The organism is Bacteroidia bacterium (assembly GCA_041391665.1).
Classification (GTDB): Bacteria; Bacteroidota; Bacteroidia; order J057; family J057; genus JAGQVA01.
In genome coordinates, this window is record JAWKNO010000001.1 from 1,059,919 (window position 1) to 1,079,388 (window position 19,470).

At 45.9% G+C, this 19,470-nt stretch carries 11 protein-coding genes; 5 read left to right on the forward strand and 6 right to left on the reverse strand.

The window, feature by feature from the left end:
* The first annotated feature begins 27 nt into the window (after window positions 1-27).
* Window positions 28-1,278, forward strand: coding sequence for a hypothetical protein (locus tag R3D00_04420; protein MEZ4772405.1), 1,251 nt, complete (start codon window positions 28-30; stop codon window positions 1,276-1,278).
* Window positions 1,279-1,292: 14 nt separating this feature from the next.
* On the opposite strand, the gene R3D00_04425 is transcribed toward R3D00_04420, so the two are convergent.
* A complete protein-coding gene (locus tag R3D00_04425; GenBank protein MEZ4772406.1) occupies window positions 1,293-1,694 on the reverse strand; it encodes a hypothetical protein in 402 nt (133 codons plus the stop codon).
* Window positions 1,695-1,840: 146 nt separating this feature from the next.
* Between R3D00_04425 and R3D00_04430 the strand changes: the two genes are divergently transcribed.
* The 3 genes from R3D00_04430 (at window position 1,841) to R3D00_04440 (ending at window position 11,776) form a co-directional block, all read left to right on the forward strand.
* A complete protein-coding gene (locus tag R3D00_04430) occupies window positions 1,841-6,256 on the forward strand; it encodes a response regulator (GenBank protein MEZ4772407.1) in 4,416 nt (1,471 codons plus the stop codon).
* 87 nt (window positions 6,257-6,343) lie between these two features.
* On the forward strand, window positions 6,344-7,519 hold the full coding sequence (locus tag R3D00_04435) for an ATP-binding protein (protein ID MEZ4772408.1): 1,176 nt from the start codon (window positions 6,344-6,346) through the stop codon (window positions 7,517-7,519).
* An 18-nt stretch (window positions 7,520-7,537) separates the two neighbouring features.
* The gene (locus R3D00_04440; GenBank protein MEZ4772409.1) at window positions 7,538-11,776 is read left to right on the forward strand and encodes an AAA family ATPase; all 4,239 of its coding nucleotides are present in this window, start codon (window positions 7,538-7,540) and stop codon (window positions 11,774-11,776) included.
* 4 nt (window positions 11,777-11,780) lie between these two features.
* On the opposite strand, the gene R3D00_04445 is transcribed toward R3D00_04440, so the two are convergent.
* The 4 genes from R3D00_04445 to R3D00_04460 form a co-directional block, all read right to left on the reverse strand.
* On the reverse strand, window positions 11,781-13,217 hold the full coding sequence (locus R3D00_04445) for a hypothetical protein (GenBank protein ID MEZ4772410.1): 1,437 nt from the start codon (window positions 13,215-13,217) through the stop codon (window positions 11,781-11,783).
* Between the two features lie 244 nt (window positions 13,218-13,461).
* Window positions 13,462-14,817 carry an ammonium transporter gene (locus tag R3D00_04450; protein ID MEZ4772411.1) on the reverse strand — a complete coding sequence of 452 codons (1,356 nt, stop codon included), beginning with the start codon at window positions 14,815-14,817 and terminating at the stop codon, window positions 13,462-13,464.
* Between the two features lie 155 nt (window positions 14,818-14,972).
* Window positions 14,973-16,709, reverse strand: a complete 1,737-nt coding sequence (locus R3D00_04455) for an ABC transporter ATP-binding protein (protein ID MEZ4772412.1) — start codon at window positions 16,707-16,709, stop codon at window positions 14,973-14,975.
* 106 nt (window positions 16,710-16,815) lie between these two features.
* On the reverse strand, window positions 16,816-17,658 hold the full coding sequence (locus tag R3D00_04460; GenBank protein ID MEZ4772413.1) for a DUF1295 domain-containing protein: 843 nt from the start codon (window positions 17,656-17,658) through the stop codon (window positions 16,816-16,818).
* Window positions 17,659-17,801: 143 nt separating this feature from the next.
* On the opposite strand from R3D00_04460, the gene R3D00_04465 reads away from it, so the two are divergent.
* Entirely contained in the window at window positions 17,802-18,995 is a 1,194-nt protein-coding gene (locus tag R3D00_04465) for a thioredoxin family protein (protein ID MEZ4772414.1), read from the forward strand.
* 21 nt (window positions 18,996-19,016) lie between these two features.
* Here R3D00_04465 and R3D00_04470 read toward each other — a convergent pair whose 3' ends face one another.
* Window positions 19,017-19,352: a hypothetical protein gene (locus R3D00_04470; GenBank protein MEZ4772415.1), complete on the reverse strand. Its 336-nt coding sequence runs from the start codon at window positions 19,350-19,352 to the stop codon at window positions 19,017-19,019.
* Between the last annotated feature and the right edge of the window lie 118 nt (window positions 19,353-19,470).

A 19,470-nucleotide genomic window follows, 5' to 3' on the forward strand; every position in this document is an offset into this window, starting at 1 on the left:
GCCTGAAAAGAATACGAAATAGAAAGTATGTTAGCCCGGACAAAAACAACTATCCCAATCCTTAACCCGAAATCCGATTCAGGTAAGGGACATTTTTTCAGTCGAACGGGAGACTCGCCGGGTACATTTTTTGCGAAAAAAAATGAAATCCAAACGAAGAAAAACCCTATTCAGAGAAAAATTCAGATTGGAAAAGAAGGCCTGGTTTGGGCACGGGGGAATGAGGATGAGGCGTACCAGGCTGCGGGAGAAACTGTTAAAAACGAACAAACAGGACCTCTTGCAAAATGGTTTGTCCGGTATTTGTTAGCGAAAGATAATGTTGAATTTTTTGATGATGAATCTAAGTATTCTATCCATTTGGATACCTATGTCGAGAAGTGGAAACAGAGGCTGGGAGACCTTGGCATTAAGGATGACGCGAGGATGGAAAATGCCTTTTGGATGTACAACAAGCTCGAAAATACAGATGCGGGCGATGAAGCGATAATCTATAAAATTGCGGATCAGTATCATGCCTTTAAGGAAAGATGGATAGAACAGCAAAAAGCCAATGACAAAGATTATCAGGGGAAAGGTTTGATTTACTACCCCCGAGCTGCTGCTAAAGCTTCTAAACAGGCCTCAGAATCTTCGGAGGCTCCCGCTACGAAAGATAACCTTCATACAATGCCTTTAAATTTTTCCTGGCTTGCTGCACTGGTACACCACCAGGTACCAGTCAGAGTAGTTGTGCCGTTAGATGACAGGGTACTGATCCGGGCAAAAGATGGAGCAACAGATATGGAGGCTGTGAAAAGCGGTAAAGCAATGGCTCCACTTTCTGCAACCGCCAGGGAAGTACTGGGGCTTCTTAATGGAGGCTATTATACTGTCAGCAAACAACAACCTGGGGACAGGGATTATGAAATCGTACTAACTCCTACAGGAAAGCCCCTACTATTTCCAGATGAAGTCGCAATAGTGTCAGAAATGGCTTATATGGAATTGGTAAAGGAATTAGGCAACGCCGGAATTAAAATTCAACCAGAAACGCTTGTAGGCCAAATTACTCCACAAATAAAAGCAGAAACTGAAAAAATACAGTCTGCAATGATTGCCCGCGCAACACAAAATAAGTCAACCAAAGCTGATAGCAATGCAGATGATATTATGGCTGCACTTGGTCAAAGACCTCAAGGGAGCATATGGAAAGCACGGATGATTGCGGGAATCATCATTGCCCTGATCGCATCTTTTTTATTCAATAGATTCAGTGGGAATACAAATACCCATTGAAGAATAAATTGTCTCTACTCAGCCGGAGGCGGGGTATTCCGCAATCCTGTGGCTACTTCAATCCTTACCCGGTCAGGGCGCATCATTTTCTGAATTTTGAACCAGAATTTTTTCGTTTGGTCGCCTGGGTTACCCGGTGCGATTTCTTTTCCCGGATCTTCAAACGAGCGCACGATTTTGCCATTGATGGCTGGGTCCTTGTCAACGATTTCCAGAATCCATAACGGGCCGATAGAGTTTAGACTAAGGCTGTCAGCTTCCCTTTTTGCAATGACAACACCCGAGAAATAAGTATTGTCATTCCACTGACGACCGGTTTGCTCTTCCTTGGGGAGAAGTTCTGTTTTTGGCTGTTTTGCCAGCACATCAGTCGTAGGGTCTGAGGTGGTGGTGTTTGTGGTATCTGTATTTGCCATAACTGCAAGGTTTGATAGTTGTAAAAACTATTATGAAGATAGTATTTTTTACTGTGAATGAGAAATTATTCCTTTTCGGTAGCTAAGTATTATATTTAGGGATGATTAGATACCCCCTATTCATTTCGATCAGATTGGCTTTTTTTATGATCATGGTATTGTCATGCCGTGGGGTGTGGGGGCAATCAGATAATCCTTTTATCCGGAACTATCCGCGAAACGCTTATTTCTCCAATGATTTTGTTACGGCCCCTCAAAACTGGGGATTTGCTCAGGATACTTCCGGTCGTATGTATCTGGCCAATACACATGGGGTACTGGAGTTTGACGGAAAATCATGGCGAATGATAACCGGGACCGAAGGCTTGACCTCACTTCGTATCCATACAAGGCAAAACGGTCAAGTCCTGGTGGGAAGCCGAACCGATTTTGGGTATCTCTCTCCTGATGCCGATGGGCAGTTGGCTTTTGTCTCCCTGAGACCTTTGATGCAGGATAGCTTTTCGAAGGCGCCAGCTATTCGAAGTATTTGGGAGGCAAATGATGGGATGTACTTTGTTTCTACCAATCATATATGGCGCTGGAATCCGGAGCAGCAATCTCTTATTCATCAGGAGACACCATCTTCGATACAAAACGCTTTTCTACACGGCGGGCGATTGTATTGCCGTGTGGAGGGGAAAGGGATTTGCACGATTTCTGATGATGGCTGGGACGTGTTTTCAAGCATCGATCAGGAAGTGCCAGGGAAAGTACAGCTGATTCTTTCTCTTTCCCCCTCAGAAAATGAGCCGCAAAATCTTTTGTTGATCTGCCAGCGTGAAGGGATATATCAACTGCTGGATGGGCAGTTGCGGCTATGGAGTGAAAAAATCGAACCGATTTTGCCTGACCTTCAAATCTGGGATGCGATCAAGGTTCTTCCCGATAAAATTGCCTTTGCGACCCACAATCAGGGATTAATTCTTACTGATTTTGAGGGAAATGTTGTCCAGACCTATGACCGCGAGGCCGGACTTATCAGCAATTCGCTTATCACCGTTTTTCAGGACCGGCAGTCAGGTATCTGGGTTTCTTCTGATATTGGCATATCCCGTGTGGATTATCCGCCCGGGCTTCAGTTTTTTGGTTATAATAGTTTGCTGGAAGGGGCAGTCATCTCGGTTGTCCGTCAGGGCAAAACCCTGTGGGCAGGTACCACCAATGGGTTATTTAATACTACCATTTCCTCCCGGGACTCATACCTATTTTTTCAAAAGGAATCGATTTCCCTCGATGAAGTATGGGCATTGGCTGGTGTAAACGGGGACCTGCTGATCGGAGCTACCCGTGGGTTATTTATCCGCAATCCATCATCGCGTTTTTTGAATATTTTTGATAAAAGGGTCAATACATTGTTGGTATCAGGAGTGTTTCCAAACATAGTATATGCTGGTCTGGAAGATGGGGTAGGGGTGCTTGAAAATAAAGCCGGTAAATGGGTGTGGAAGGGGATGCTGGAAGGGATTGGCCACGCAGTCAGAACGCTGGCGGAAGAGCCAGATGGCACGCTTTGGGCTGCCTACAGGGAAGTATCCCAAATTGCGTTTCCGCAGGGAATAACCTTGCTTCCCAAAGTTGAAAAAATGGGTAATGAAGAAGGATTTACGGATGATCTGGATATCATTGAACCTTCCTATGTGGGTGGAAGAATACGTTTTGGCACCTACAACGGCTTGCGAATTTTTGATAAAAACCAGCAAAAACTTTTGCCCGATACCACGCTTCCTGCCCGCTTTTACGATGGAACGGAGGCTACCTATTTTCTCAAAACCGATGCTTCAGGGAGGTTCTGGCTGTCATTGGGTTCTGAGAATGGCTGGTTTGAACATTTGAATACGGACCATCCCGCCTGGCAATCCAATGCCTTAAATCCCGTAAGTTCTGAGGTGGTTTCTATTTACCCTGATCCTGCCGGTATCATATGGGTAGGTACGCTGGAAGGGCTTTACCGGTTTATTCCGGAAGCGAGCCAGGCATCGCCGGCTAATTTTCTGGCACTGATAAGAAAGGTTGAAGGAACAAGGGGGAGCCCCCTTTTTTGGGGTGCTGGTAATCCCACCTCCTATTTAAAGCAAATTAAATACCCCAACAATACGATTCGCTTCGAATGTTCATCTTCATCTCAAAAATTTCCGGAACAGGTGAAGTTTCGTTTTTGGCTGGACGGGTATGAAAAAAACTGGTCGGAATGGGCCTATTCTTCTACCAAAGAATATACACGCCTCTGGGAAGGAAATTATCGCTTCCATGTGCAGGCAAAAGATGTGTATGGAAATGAAAGTGTAGTTGCCGCTTATCAATTTCGCGTACTCGCACCCTGGTACCGTACCTGGTGGGCATGGCTTATCTATGTGATACTCTTTGCAATGGCTGTCGTGGTCGGTGCGCGGGTCATTCTCCGAAAGCAGCGCCAAAAACTACAGGATAAAGAAGCCGAACTCAAACTCGAACGAGAAACCGCTGAACGCCTCCGCCAGGTTGACCGCCTGAAAGATGAGTTTCTCGCCAATACGTCGCACGAACTGCGGACGCCGCTCAACGGTATTATTGGTATCACTGAGTCTTTGTTTGAGCAATCTGACAATCTGCGTGTACGCCAAAACCTGGGTATGGTCATCGCTTCAGGCAAACGCCTGTCCTCTCTCGTCAATGACTTGTTAGACTTCTCCCGTATCCGAAATGCAGACCTCGTCTTGCGCCAACGTCCTATCGACCTGCGGTCGGTGGTTGATGTCGTATTGCAGGTTTCTCTGCCGATGGCACGGGGGAAAAATCTTCAGCTGGAAAATCTCGTTCCTGCAGAACTTCCCGCTGCCTTTGCCGATGAAGACCGCCTCACGCAGATACTCTACAACCTTATAGGCAATGCCATCAAGTTTACTGAAAACGGGTACATACATGTAACTGCTTCTGTAAAAGACGAAAAGCTTGAGATTGCTATCGCAGACACCGGAATCGGTATCGCCAAAGATAAATGGGAATCTATATTCGATGCATTTGAGCAAGGCGACGGCTCAATCAGCCGCACCTATGCCGGTACTGGTCTGGGACTGAGCATCTCCAAAACACTGGTCGAACGCCACGGGGGAAGGATGTGGGTAGAGTCTGAAGTCGGAAAAGGATCAACCTTTTATTTTACCCTCACGATTTCTGACGAAAAAGCTGAAGCGCTGACGGAAATTGAAAATATGCGGCTTACGCCTATTCGTGTTAATCCTGCTGATACAGGCATCCGGGATATGGAACATGACGAGATATTGGTCAATACCAATATCGAACGCACCCGCATTCTGATCGTCGATGACGAGCCGATCAATCATCAGGTGCTCAAAAATTATCTTCGCGAAGAGCGATATGAAATCGTCTCTGCAATGAATGGCACTGAGGCTATGAGTATTCTGGAAACGGATGCTTCTTTTGATATCGTTTTGCTGGATGTCATGATGCCACGGATGTCGGGGTATGAGGTCTGCCGCCTTATCCGTCAGAAACACCTCCCTTCCGAACTCCCCATTATCATGATTACTGCCAAAAATCAGGTCAATGATCTCGTGCAGGGGCTGAATATCGGTGCAAATGACTACCTCGCCAAACCCTTCTCCAAAGATGAGTTTCTCGCCAGGCTAAGTACGCATCTCAATCTCGGTCAGATCAATCGCGCAACCAATCGCTTTGTTCCCAACGAATTTATCAAAACACTGGGGCACAACTCGATCACCGAGGTGCGTTTGGGCGACAATATTGCCCGCGAGGTTACGGTTTTGTTCTCCGATATCCGGGACTACACCACCTTGTCTGAGTCCTTAACTCCTGATGACAATTTCCGTTTTGTAAACGCGTATGCCCGAAGGATGGGCCCTGTAATACATAACCATCACGGTTTTGTAAATCAGTATCTGGGAGATGGGATCATGGCGCTCTTTCAGCAAAGCCCCGGCGATGCCATAGCTGCCGCTGTCGGTATGCAGGCAGAAATCAGAGCGTATAATACCTATCGGCTCGCTAAAGGCCGGAAGGCGTTGAAAGTAGGAATGGGCCTTCATACCGGCCCGTTGATTATGGGAATTATTGGCGATAATCTGCGCTCGGAGGCCGCAATCATCGCAGATACAGTCAATATCGCTTCACGACTGGAAGGGCTTACCAAATACTACCACACACATGTTCTCCTGAGTGAAATGAGTTATCTGGAGCTTTCGGAAGCCGACCAGGCAACCTGCCGTTACCTGGGTAAAGTACAGGTCAAAGGAAAGCAGGAAGCAATCGGGATATATGAATGCCTGGCCGGAGAAGAAGAAAAAATCCGCGACCTGAAACTTTCAACTAAGAATGTATTTGACCAGGGATTGCAAGCTTACCTGAATAAAGAATTTATCCCGGCTGCCGAATCTATGAAAATCGTTCTGGCAAAATACCCTGAGGATGAAACTGCCAGATACTTTCTTACGAGAGTTACACAACTCATTCAAACTGGTGTACCGGAAGAATGGACGGGCATTGAAGAAATGAAAGGGAAGTGATGCGGGATAAAATACCCGATATTTTTTATTTTTTCACAAAAAATACCCGATATTTATGGTATACTAAAGCGGAAAATATTCGACAAGTTGCTTGAACACCTGTCAAAGCAGGAACATACGATTGTCATCGGTGCACGGCAAACAGGTAAATCTACTTTACTTAAACAACTTTCAGAATCACTTTCCAACTCGGGTGAGCATACGGTAATGTTAAATCTGGAGCGGAAGGATATTTTACTTGAACTGAACCGAAGCCCGGAAAGTATTCTAAAATATGTTTCTCTAAATCATCCATTTCGCACGGTGGTATTTATAGATGAGGTACAATATCTGGATGATCCATCCCATTTTCTGAAATTGCTTTACGATGAATATGCAGGGAAAATTAAAATAATAGCTACTGGCAGCGGTGCTTTTTATATCGACCGTCAGTTTAAAGATTCATTGGCCGGAAGAAAAAAAATTTTTGAATTACCAACCCTTGATTTTGAGGAGTTTCTTCTATTTAAAGAGCAGGATACCCTGCGTGATCAATTATTGTCTCTCCGATCAGGGGAAATTGAAAAATCTATATTTGGCGAACAGATTTGGACTTATTTGGAAGAATATCTCACTTACGGTGGTTATCCTGCTGTCGTATTAGAATCGAACATACAAGATAAAATTGAAAGACTACAGGAGCTCAGGGATTCATTTGTAAAAAGAGATATAATGGAATCAGGAATTACGGATGAAATTAAGTTCTACAGAATGATGATTCTGTTGGCCGGGCAAGTAGGAAGTTTACTCAATAGCAGCGAACTCGCCAGTACGCTTCGGATTAAAAATACCACTGCTGACGAATATCTTTTTGTACTTCAAAAATGTTTCCATATCGGATTGCTGAAGCCATTTTTTAACAACCTCCGAAAAGAACTGGTCAAAATGCCAAAAGTCTATTTCAATGACCTGGGCCTTCGAAATGTATTGATCAGCTATTTTGCCCCCATTGAACAAAGAGCAGATAAGGGTGCATTACTTGAAAATTATGTCTATCGCCGCCTGACGGAACGTTTTGCCAGAGATCAGATCAAATTTTGGCGAACTTCAGACGGTAATGAAGTAGATTTTGTTGTTGAAGAAACACCACTGGGGGGACATTCTGTGGAGGTGAAGTTTAGTAGTGCAGAAGTAAATACCTCCCGATACAACAAATTTGTATCTACGTATCCGGCTTTTCCTTTGCAGTTTGTTTCCTGGAGAGAACCTGCTTTATTGCATTGAAATTGAAAAATTTCTTCCATGGCTAATAAAAATTTGAAACCCGTCATTCTCCTCGCTTTTGCCAACGACAAGCAGGAAGCAGGCGCTGGATTTTTGCGCCTTACGGAAGAGCGAAATGGCATACGTGATGCATTAGCCAAGGCGGAAGAACAAGGCCTGTGTGAGGTGATTGTAGAGCCTGACGTATCGATTGATCGCATTTTTAATGCTTTTCAGAGTAAGGTCTATCGGGATCGTATCGCTATTTTCCATTATGCCGGACATGCCGACAGTTACAAACTTTTGCTGGAGTCTCAATCCGGAACCAATGTCACGGCACATACCGAAGGGCTGGTTTCTTTTCTGGCAAAACAGCGCGGCCTTCAGATGGTTTTCTTAAATGGCTGCTCTTCTCAAAGCCAATCTGAAGATCTTGTAAAAGCCGGAGTGCCTGCCGTTGTAGGTACTTCTCAAAAAATCAATGACCAGGTCGCTACCAGTCTGTCTGTTCGTTTCTACAAAGGTTTGGCAGCCGGCAACGAAATCGGGCGCGCCTGGGAAGAAGCCATTGATCAGGTAAAAACGGAAAAAGGAACAGTCTCAGGAACACGAAGCATGTTGTGGGATGAGGAGGAGGACGAAACGCCGCCAGATCGTTTTCCCTGGGAAATTTACTATAGCGAAGACAACGGATTTGCTGAGGACTGGAATCTCCCTGCTGCGGCCAAAGATCCTTTGTTTGGACTGGATATTCCCGGGCGTTATTTTCGGAAACTTCCTGTCACTCCCTATGTTGGATTGCGAAGTTTTAAACAGGAAGAGGCAGCCATATTTTTTGGGCGTGGGCGGGAAATTCGCGAGTTATATGGGTTACTGAATTCCATGCAGCCGGTTATTTTGTTTTACGGAAAAGCGGGCGTGGGGAAATCTTCTCTGCTACAGGCCGGGTTAATACCGCGTGTTGAAGATGACTACCTGGTCACGTATGAAGAAAGGCAGGCATCGGGACTGACCGACACGTTGGTACAGATCCTCAACAAACTCAGCGACAAATACGAACTGGTACGCTCCGTATCCTCCGCAGACCTCCGTCTGACTGAAAAGATCGCCGAGCTGCGCACGGCGCTGGAGGGCACATCCGGATTTGCGCGGGAAGTCATTGATAAGGAATTGCAAAAGCTCACCATTCTAAACCGGGACAACGTCTCAATGGTCGAGCAATGGCATATGATCGAAGAAAAGACCGGGAAACCGCTGCTGATTATTCTCGATCAGTTGGAAGCATCTTTCTCTGCAGATCAGGAAAATCTGACCAAAGAATGGGAATTATTTACAGAAACGCTCCGGCAAATTTGTAATACAAGCCATATTCCTATAAGCGGAAAAATCATTCTCAGCTATCGGGATGAACACCATGCGTTGATGAATGAACATTTCCAGGAGCTTTCTTTGCCTTATTCGGAAATCTATATTCCTCCGTTGGACTGGGACGGAATTGTAGAGGCGGTAGAAGGGGTAACCCTTCGTCCATCCACCCACGACTACTATCATCTTGAAATCGATAGAAAGCCGGAAAGCAGTTTTCCTGCTATTATAGCCGACGATCTGCTCGAAGGAGATGAGTCTCCTATTGCGCCGATTCTTCAGGTATGGCTTACAGATCTGTGGCACAGAGCCGTAAGGGAAAATGCCCGGTCCCCCCAGATTTCCGTCAGGATGTATCAGGAGTTCAAACACTCCGGTGCGGTGATGATTAGCTTTTTTCGGCAGCAGCTAGCCAAACTTCACGGATGGCAAAGGGAGGTAGTAGAATCGGGATTGATATTGGATCTGTTGTACCACCATACTACGCCGCTGGGTACAACAGAAAAAATCAGTCAGGAAAAACTTTGGGAAATATACCAGGATCGGGAGGGGCTCATCGGGGAAATAATGGCTATGTGCCAGGACTTGTATCTGGTGACTTCAGTTCGCCGCCGGATCACCAGTCTGTCTCACCACTTTCTCGCACCGGTACTGATCAAAGAACACAGCGTGTCGGTCAGACCCGGCCAGCAGGCAACCCGTATCCTTAGCAGTAAAATTGAAGAATTTCGCTCCAAGGAGAGTGGGATATGGCTCAATGACGCCGACCTGGATATTGTGGAAAAGGGGTTGGGGGGAATGCGAAAACTGGATGGTGATGAAACAGCGTTGCTGGAAATCAGCCGCCAACTCAAAATTAAAAGAGAGAAAGATCGAAAACGCAGGCGGATCATTGCCTCCGTTTTGGTGGCAGTAATATTTTTATTTGCCATTCTCGCAGCCTGGCAGTGGAGGGTGTCAGTCACAAACTTTAATAAATCCAAATCCAACGAACTGGCGTTCGTCGCGAAGGAGCTATTCAACACCGATAATACAAAAGCGCTTCGTGTGGCGTATGAAGCCTATAATATCCTGAGTGCCAGATCTTCTCCTACGGTAACACAGACTATTAGCGAGATATTTCACACATATGCAAAAATGCCTTTTTACGCGGCCGTTTTTTCGCATCGTGAAACAGTGAATTCTGCTGTTTTTTCTTCTGATGGAGCATATGTGCTTACCGCTTCAGAAGATGGGTTTGCCAAGCTCTGGGACACAAAGGGTGTGCTTCTGGATACATTCTCCCATGATGGTTATGATGTGTTGTATGCTGACTTTTCTCCCAATGGAAAACAAATCCTGACAATTACCAAAAGTGAGGTCAGGCTGTGGGAACTGGACGGAACGCTCGTTGACAGTGATTCACTTCCGGAAGGTCAAATCCCCGATCTGAAAAACTTCTCGACAGACGGTACCCGGATCGTACCCGCTCCCCGCCTCAAGGAAGAAGAAGACTGGAACATTCTGCTGGATACGCTCCGGCAGGAACATATGGAGGTCATTCCTGCCAAAAACAAAAGCCGGATCCTTGTTTCCAGCTATGACCAGGTACTCAAACTTTGCGACGATCAGGGGAATGTGCTGAAAGACTCCCTGATCCTTGGGTATGCTGCTGCTGCGTTTGGTCCGGATGACAAACAATTTCTATCAGTTTCATTTTCCTACGAATCTGATACCAGCATCATCAGTATTTGGGATGAAAATATCCGGTTGATTTATTCCTTCCAATACAAAGGCGAAGTCAAGAAAGCCGTTTTTTCTCCCGACGGTAAAAAAATACTAACCGCATCCAGAGACCAAACCGCGAAACTCTGGGATTTTTCGGAAAAACCTGTGCATCAGCTTCCCCGACAGGGAGCTGTAAAAAGTGCTGAATTTTCGCCCGATGGTACCATGATTGTCACAGCCTCTCAGGATAAAATGGTCAGGCTTTGGAGTGCAAATGGTATCCTTCTGGACAGCCTGCGGCATGAGGGGGTTGTGAATGCTGCGGTATTTTCGCCCGATGGAAAACGCATTCTTACTGCATCCCGGGATTATACGGCGCGGCTATGGACACCTGGCGATCACAAAACGGTAATTCTTCCACATCAGGATATCGTATCATCTGCGACTTACTCTCCTGACGGTAGCCGTATCCTGACGGGTTCACTGGATACCTATGCCCGCCTGTGGACGGCTGACGGTTTTCCCGTGGATTCATTTAAACATGAAGGAGAAGTGAATACTGCCGTATTTTCTCCCGATGGGAAAATGCTCCTTACCACTTCCCGGGACCTGTATCAGGCAAGCCTGTGGTTACCGAAAGATCCCACTCCCATTATTTTCAAACATCAGGCAGAGGTGAATGCTGCGGTATTTTCGCCTGATGGAAAACAGGTGCTTACTGCTTCCGACGACGGACGCGCCACATTATGGAGTATAAAGGGTGATTCCATCATATCCTACAAGGAGACAGCTGCCATGAAAGTGGCCATATTTTCGCCTGATGGTCGTTCGGTTTTGACCGGAGGGGTAAAGGAAATGGTCAAAATCTGGGATCTGAAAGGAAAACTCAGGGACAGCCTTGCGCATGAGGCAGTAATCACATCCATCATGTTTTCTCCCGACGGTAAAAAAATATTGACTGCTGCCAAAGATCAAACTGCCCGGTTGTGGAATGACAAGGGCAGCTTGCTGGCAGAGTATCAGTGCCAGAGCCAAATCGTCAACAGGTCTATATTTTCTCCTGACGGCAAAAAAATACTGACAGCAGATGAAAGTGGTTATGCCATCGTCTGGTGGGCACCTTATTTTATCTACGATTGGTTGAAAAAGGCGCCGGTTTATTCTCTGAATCCGGAAGAAAAGGACTTATACAGTATACCTTACTAGATTTTTAGTAAGGAAAATCAGTGATGGTAGCACATGCTTCCAGAAGGTAGGACATGAGCCTTTCGTATTTATCTTCTTCCAGGGTCTCCCAGTCATTGACTTGTACTGATACTCCCATGAAATCAGTATCACTGATAGTCAGCCTGGCATAAAACTCAGCGGTTACATTGTTATCTTCATCAATCACCACCCGTTGCATATCTTCAAAGTAGTAGGGGTCGTATTCGTCATCGGTATAATCTATGGGTTCCTCATCGGGAAAATCTTCGTCCAATTCCCATGGGCGGCCGTCGCTGACAAGGTATTCTTTAAACCAGGCCATTTCATCTCTGGTTTCCTCCATCGTCTCATTGTGGCTGAGATAGATATACATCGTAATACCGTCATATTTGCTCGAAATCTCTACCAGTGTATGCGCCCCTTCCTGCTGGATATTGATTTTGCTGTTGGTCGGTACGGCAACAGTAGCGCCTGTCCGGGCATCCTGATAAATGTCGATTTTCTGTCCGTATAAATCGTAGATAGAAAGTTTTTCTGCAACATTCCTATCGTCTTCGCCCAGCTCTACAATTTCCCGGATATATTCCTGATCTTCGGGAAATAGGGTTCCATAAAAATCGCGACAGTTGGTTCGGTAGGCAAGCGAAAAGGAAAACCCGTTATCCCCATTTTTTGTTATGGGATGCTCTCGGGAATATTCTATGGTTTTGGCCATTTCCAGAAGGTCAGGATTTAAAAGCGGATTGTCTGAGCGCAGGCCACTGTACAGTTTTACACTGGAGCAGGGCGTCTGAGCACCTGCAACACTCGTACCTTTGGTTATAAGGTTTTGAAACTCTGTAGCGGGAATCGCCCACACCAGCACAGATCCGTTGACGGGTTTTTCCCCACCGTCTACAATCCCTACGATCTTATTTCCAAAAGTAATGGGCGAACCTGAATGTGCTTTTTCAATATTTTTTTCAGAAAATTTAATAATAGAAGTATTGAGTCTGGGATAATTGGCCTGACCATCTGTACAAAGTGCTTCGGCAAAAGCCGTTTGCAATTTAGGGTCGGCCAGTCTGGGGTCTATTTTTCCAAGAGTTGTCTGCTTTTGCAACTGCGTAGTTTTACTGGTCATCAGTTTTGAGCCGATTTTTAGTTCCCAGTAATTCAGGTCAATCGATGTTGGCGCATCACTCTCAAATGTTTCGAGCAGGGGAATGCTCAGTGGTGAAGCCAGTTTCAGCAGGGCAAGATCTGCCGGTTTATGGATTTTTTCGATCTTAGCATCTACGGTTTTTCCCTCCCATACGACTTTGATTTTGTTCCTTCCAGATACCAGATGGAGGGCGGTTACGATTTGATTGGGAGCACCCCAGGCTACTCCGTAACCCGATCCTGCTTCAGTATTGATCAGTACTACCGACCGCTGCTGTGCAGTGGCGAAGTTGAACATGACACAAATAAAGAAAGGCAATAAATGGTATGCCTTGCATGGGATTCGATAACGGCTGGACATATGTGGATTTGTTTGTAGTGAAAAGTAACAGTGCTGTGAAGGGAAATACACTATTCTATATTATGAAAATTGGACTCACAAAGCAAGTATTCACTGAAGTTTACATGCTGAGGTTGAGTAAAATGCAAAAAGGCTGCCTCAATCTACAGAGACAGCCTTTTTACCTGAAGAAGGCAAATATTTATATCATGGCGTGTGCCTTCTCAATGACAGTCTCATCATGCTGGCTTATATCCAGGCCTTCGGCTTCCTGCCCTTCGGTTACGCGAAGCGGAGAGATGAAATTAGTCAGTTTATAGACAAGCCATGAACCGATACCCGTATATACCAGTACAATCACGAGTGCGATCAGATGGTTGATCAGCAGCTTGGGGTTGCCGGTGGCAATCAGTCCGCCAAATTCTTCCGTAGCAAAAACGGCAGTCAACAGCATCCCTACAATACCACCTACTCCATGGCAGGGAAATACGTCCAATGTGTCATCAAGGCTGGTTCTGGATTTGCGCACAACGGCATAGTTGGAGATGGTCGCCGCCAATGTTCCAATCAGCAGGCTGGGGCCATAGTTGATATAGCCGCAGGCAGGGGTGATGGCCACGAGTCCGACAACAGCGCCAATGCAAGCGCCCATGGCCGAAGGTTTCCGCCCTCTCATCGTATCTACCAATATCCAGGTAATCGCAGCCGCAGCAGAAGCCAGGTTGGTATTGACAAACGCCGTAACCGCCTGACCATTTGCAGCCAGGGCAGAACCACCATTAAAACCAAACCACCCAAACCATAGCAGACCCGTTCCCAGCATTACATAAGGCGTATTAACTACAGAATGTGCATGTCCCTCGACATGAGTTTTTCTTCTCCCAAGAAATGAGGCCCCTACCAATGCCGCAATCCCCGCAGAAATATGTACGACTGTGCCTCCTGCAAAATCCAGAACGCCCATTTTGTATAAAAACCCTTCCGGATGCCAGGCCCAATGTGCCAGTGGAGAATAAATCAGCAGACTCCAGAGAATAATAAATATAATGTAGCTCCAGAATTTTACTCTCTCGGCAAAAGAACCTGTGATGAGAGCCGGCGTGATAATAGCAAACTTAAGCTGGAAAGCTGCAAATAGAATAAACGGAATGCCCTGATTAATACCTGGATTTCCCGCCGGCGCAGTACCTACACCGGTAAACATGAAGTGCGTCAGCGGGTTGCCTATAAATCCCCAGATTGAATCGCCAAAAGCAAGACTAAAACCTATCACATACCAAACGATACTAATAACACCCAACGCAATAAAGCTCTGCAACATGGTGGAAATGATGTTTTTGGCGCTTACCATCCCTCCATAAAAGAAGGAAAGTCCCGGGGTCATCAATAAAACAAGGCTGGCAGCAACGAGCACCCAGGCCACATTTCCTGTGTCAAATGTAACACCTTCAGCAGGCACAGGAAAGTTGGGGGGGTAAACAGATGCGACCAAGGAGATCAGGAGGAGAAGCACAAATCCGAAAGTAGCTTTCGGCTTGTTGGTAATCAGCGTTGTCATTTTGAGTGTTAGTTAGAATCAGAGTTAGTTGCCCATTCGATAAATCTTGCAAATTTATTCGTTTGGCAAAAGTAATAGGATTTGTTTAGAAAAATCCCAACAATCTGCAATAATTTTTAACGAGATGTAAACTTTCTCTGATTCTGCTAATTTCTCTAAATCCGCGACTGAAAGGTGTAAAGTTTGTGGTAACGTCCCTCCCGTGCAATCAGATCGTCATGAGTGCCGCGCTCGGCAATCTGGCCATCTTCGATGACCAGAATCTGGTCTGCCCGGCGAATAGTACTGAGCCTGTGGGCAATGACAAAGGTAGTCCTGCCTTCCATCAATTGAGCGAGTGATTGCTGGATATAACTTTCACTCTCAGTATCGAGATTGGAAGTCGCCTCATCGAGGATGAGGATTCGCGGGTCAGCCAGAATGGCTCTCGCAATCGTGATGCGTTGCCGCTGTCCTCCCGAGAGTTTTACCCCGCGCTCTCCGATCAGGGTATCCAGTCCGTCTTCAAACCGGTCAGTAAACTCATTGACATAAGCCGCTTTCACCGCCTGTATCAACTGCTCCTCCGTCGCATTGGGACGGGGGAAAAGGATATTTTCCCTGATCGTGCCCTCAAACAAAAAGTCGTCCTGCAACACGACCCCCAACTGCTTCCTATAACTGGGAAGCGTAACCTTGGACATATCCTGTCCGTCGATCGTGATGATTCCTGACTCAGGTGTATGAAAGGTGGCCGCCAATCCGGCAATGGTGGTTTTTCCTGAGCCTGAGCTTCCTACAAGGGCAGTAACCGAACCCGCAGGCGCATCAAATGAAATGCCATGCAATACCTCTTTGCCTTTGTCGTAAGCAAACGTTACGTCGCGGAAAGTAATGTCGCCATTAATCCGGTCGAGGGTGATCGTACGGTTGGGATCATCTGTCTCACGATCCATATTGAGCAACTCCTGTGTGCGGTCTAAGCCGGCAAACGCCTCTGTCAACTGGCTTCCTATATTGCTCATTTGTATAATCGGAAAAATGAGGAAAGCGAGATAAAAAATAAAGGAAATCAAATCTCCTTCTGTGAGTTTTTCATGGATAATCATCGGTACCCCAATCCACATAATACCCAGGGTAGTGATTCCTGCAAGAAAAGTTCCTGCACTGGTGACAAAACTCGATGCGGTGAGCGAACTTTTTACATTTTCATACAGCCGCATGACGCCTTTATAAAAAATTTCTTTTTCCTGTTCTTCAGCCTGAAAACCTTTGATGACACGGATGCCGCCGAGCGACTCCGTAAGGCGACCAGTTACTTCTGCCTGAATCTTACTTCTCTCCCTGAAAATCGGGCGTATATAGCCAAAAGCACGCATCGAAATAAACCCAAACAACAAAAGCGGAATGACTGCAAAAAATGTCAGCGCAGGGCTGATATAAATCAGGATGATCAGTGAAGCGATAGCCGTGAGCACGCCGCCTATCAACTGCGTAAATCCCGTGCCTACCAGGTTTCGTACGCCTTCCACATCATTCATAATCCGCGATACCAGACTGCCCGATTTGGTATTGTCAAAGTACTTGACCGGAAGATTGAGGATTTGCTGCTGTACTCTGGAACGCAGGTCTGCAATCATTTTTTGTGCTTCCACACTGAGGATTTTTACCAGCGAGTAAGAGGTAATCGCCTGAAGGGTTACTGAAATACCCACAACAGCCAGCACAAGATAGAGTAGCTGCATGTTTTTTTCAGGCAGCACCTGGTCAAAAAGGATTTTGTTGGAGCCGGGGAGAATCAGTCCGGCAGCGCGGTTGACAACCACGAGCAGCATGCCGATTGCAAGCATTTTGCGGCGGGGCCAGACAATATTTTTTAGCGCATAACGAACGCTTGAGTCAGATTTAGCCATAAGGTTAGTGGTAGATATGTATGATCGATCGTGTATAAATTTATTAACGGAGAATTATTTTTCTGCTGACACTTTTTCCGGCATATTTGTGACAGGTTTGAGGACGCTATTTTCCTGGAAACCACGGAAAAAAAGCAGAGGTTCGTCCAATATACGCTCGATAGGCGGGTTTACTTTCCGAAAGGGTTTTTTCAAGCAGGGCAACGCCCGATACCTGCATTAGCAAAAAAGTCATTAATACAGGGCTGAAGATGAAAATCCATCCGCCGGTCTGATCGAGGGCAAACATAAAATAGCCCCACCACAACAAAGCATCGCCAAAGTAGTTGGGATGACGGGTAAATCGCCACAGGCCCTGATCCATTACTTTGCCCGCATTTTCGGGATTGGCTTTAAATTGTTTCAACTGCCTGTCTCCCACAGCTTCAAACCCAAAACCAATTACCCATAAAGCAATACCCACTTTATCGAGCGTGGTCAGGCTGAAAACCATGCTGTCTGACATGGCCATCATCAATGGTGAAGATATGATCCACATAAGGATTCCCTGAAGAAGGAATACTCTTAAGAAGGAAATCCACCAGTAGTTTTTTCCCCCCGCTTCCCGCCATCCTTTGTAACGGAAATCTTCGCCTTTGCCGAGATTGCGCCTGCCAATATGCCACGCAAGCCTGAGCCCCCAGATCGTCACCATACTGCACAACAGCACACTTCGCTGGCTGCCCGGCCCGGGCGAATGCCAGAAATAAAACCAGGCAAGAATCACAAAACCCGGACCCCAGAATATATCAATGATACTCGCATCTTTTATTGCCAGACTTAATAACCATAAACCTGCCAGTACTGAGAGGATCATCAAAAAAGCTTCCCCAAACGGAAGTGGGTACATAAACAGAAAAATTGCCGGAACAACTATCAGCACGATGAGAAGAATGTATCGGTAATTCATACTGTAAATTACAATTTTTCCATTCTATGCGCTGAAACACTCAAACAATTTCGAAAATTCACGTATTTTCATTTATCAGGTTAACGTTTCCCATCGTTATATAAAAACAAGTCCTTCTGTCATTCACATAACAATGCTTTTGTATGAAAATATCGGCTAACTTTTTTTTGCTGACTCTTGGTCTCACTATTTTTTCCCTAAATATACAGGCGCAGGACGGGGTAGAATTTTTTAAAGGTTCGTGGAGTCAGGTACTCGAACAGGCAAAAACCCAGCGGAAACCCGTATTTGTTGATGCTTACGCCGAATGGTGCGGCCCGTGTAAAGCCATGGCCCGCAATACTTTCCGCAATGTGAAGGTGGGAGAGTTTATGAATCAGAACTTTGTCAACTATCAGTTTGATATGGAAAAAGGCGAAGGTCCTGCATTTGCTCAAAAGTATAAAGTGAATGCGTACCCGACTTTACTTTTTGTCAATCACAAAGGCGAAGTTTTGCATGTCGCCTACGGCTATAAAGCCCCCAATGACTTTGTCAATGAAGCACAAAAATCACTTGACCCGGGGAAAAATCAGGCGCTGCTCGCCCTTGAATATGAAGCAGGCACGGAAGATCCCGAACTTTTGCTCAACTATGCCCTGACGCTTAAAAAGCAGGAAAAAGACTTTCGCGAAGTAGCCGGAAAATACTTCGCTACGCAGCAGGAAAATGATCTGATCGATGAAAACAACTGGGCTGCCATCCAGGCGCTGACCACAGATGTCAATAGCCGTGAATTTCAGTTCCTGATAGCGAAGCAAAAAAAATTCATGAAAAACTACGGCATACAACCTGTCGCAGATAAAATGATCACTGTTTTGAGAAACAGTGCGCTGGAATCTGCCCTGACCGGTAATCCCGAAAAATACAATGCAGCGCTTAAAATCGCCATGGACGATATCAGCGACAATGGCCAGACCGCCAACCGGCTCAGAATGACCTACGCCGAAGCCACCAAAAACTGGGAGGATTATGCATTCAAAACCCTTTACCATTTTGAAACTTTCATCATCACCCAGCCTAAAGAACTGGATCTTGCCGCACGCAATTTTTACGATCATATAGCCGACACAGAGAAGCTGGAAAAAGCAGCAGAATGGGCACGGCAGTCCGTAGCGCTGGAAAACGAATACTACAATAATGAGACTTACGCCCGCATTCTGTATAAACTAGGCAAATATGAGGAAGCCCGGCGTCAGGCTAATAAAGCACTGAGACTCGCTGCAACAAAAAATCAGGATGCGTCTGACGCTGAAAAACTCCTGCAAATGATAGAGAAAAAGATGGCCGGGCGGTAAGGTGGTGCTGCCTCGGTTACATTAGCTTTTTGCTGGCTTCCAAAGCGGTCCAACTGCTGCTAAAAGTACGATCACATTAAAAATAGCATTGGAGCCATTGCCCGAAGCAATGGAGCCTGCACTATCCAATAAAAACCAGGAAATCACGCTGACAAGGACGGATTTTCGTACGCCTTCCGGTGCAAAGTCATATACCCATTTCTGAAGACACCAGATACAAACACCCCATCCCAATAAAAAACCGCCTGTTAGCGCTGACAAAAACCGGGTGGTAGGCGCTTCATAATTTTGCAATCCGTCAAGTGGCCAGCTTAAAAAATCAAGTGTCCACCTTGCGGGTTCCGAACTGGCTAACATTGTCCCTAAAAAGAAAATTGGCCCAAAAGAGCCCACTACGAAGGCCGTGAATTTGAGATACGATTTGTGAAATTGACTTGTCATGATAGAACTCATAATAGTTGCTTATTAAAGTTTA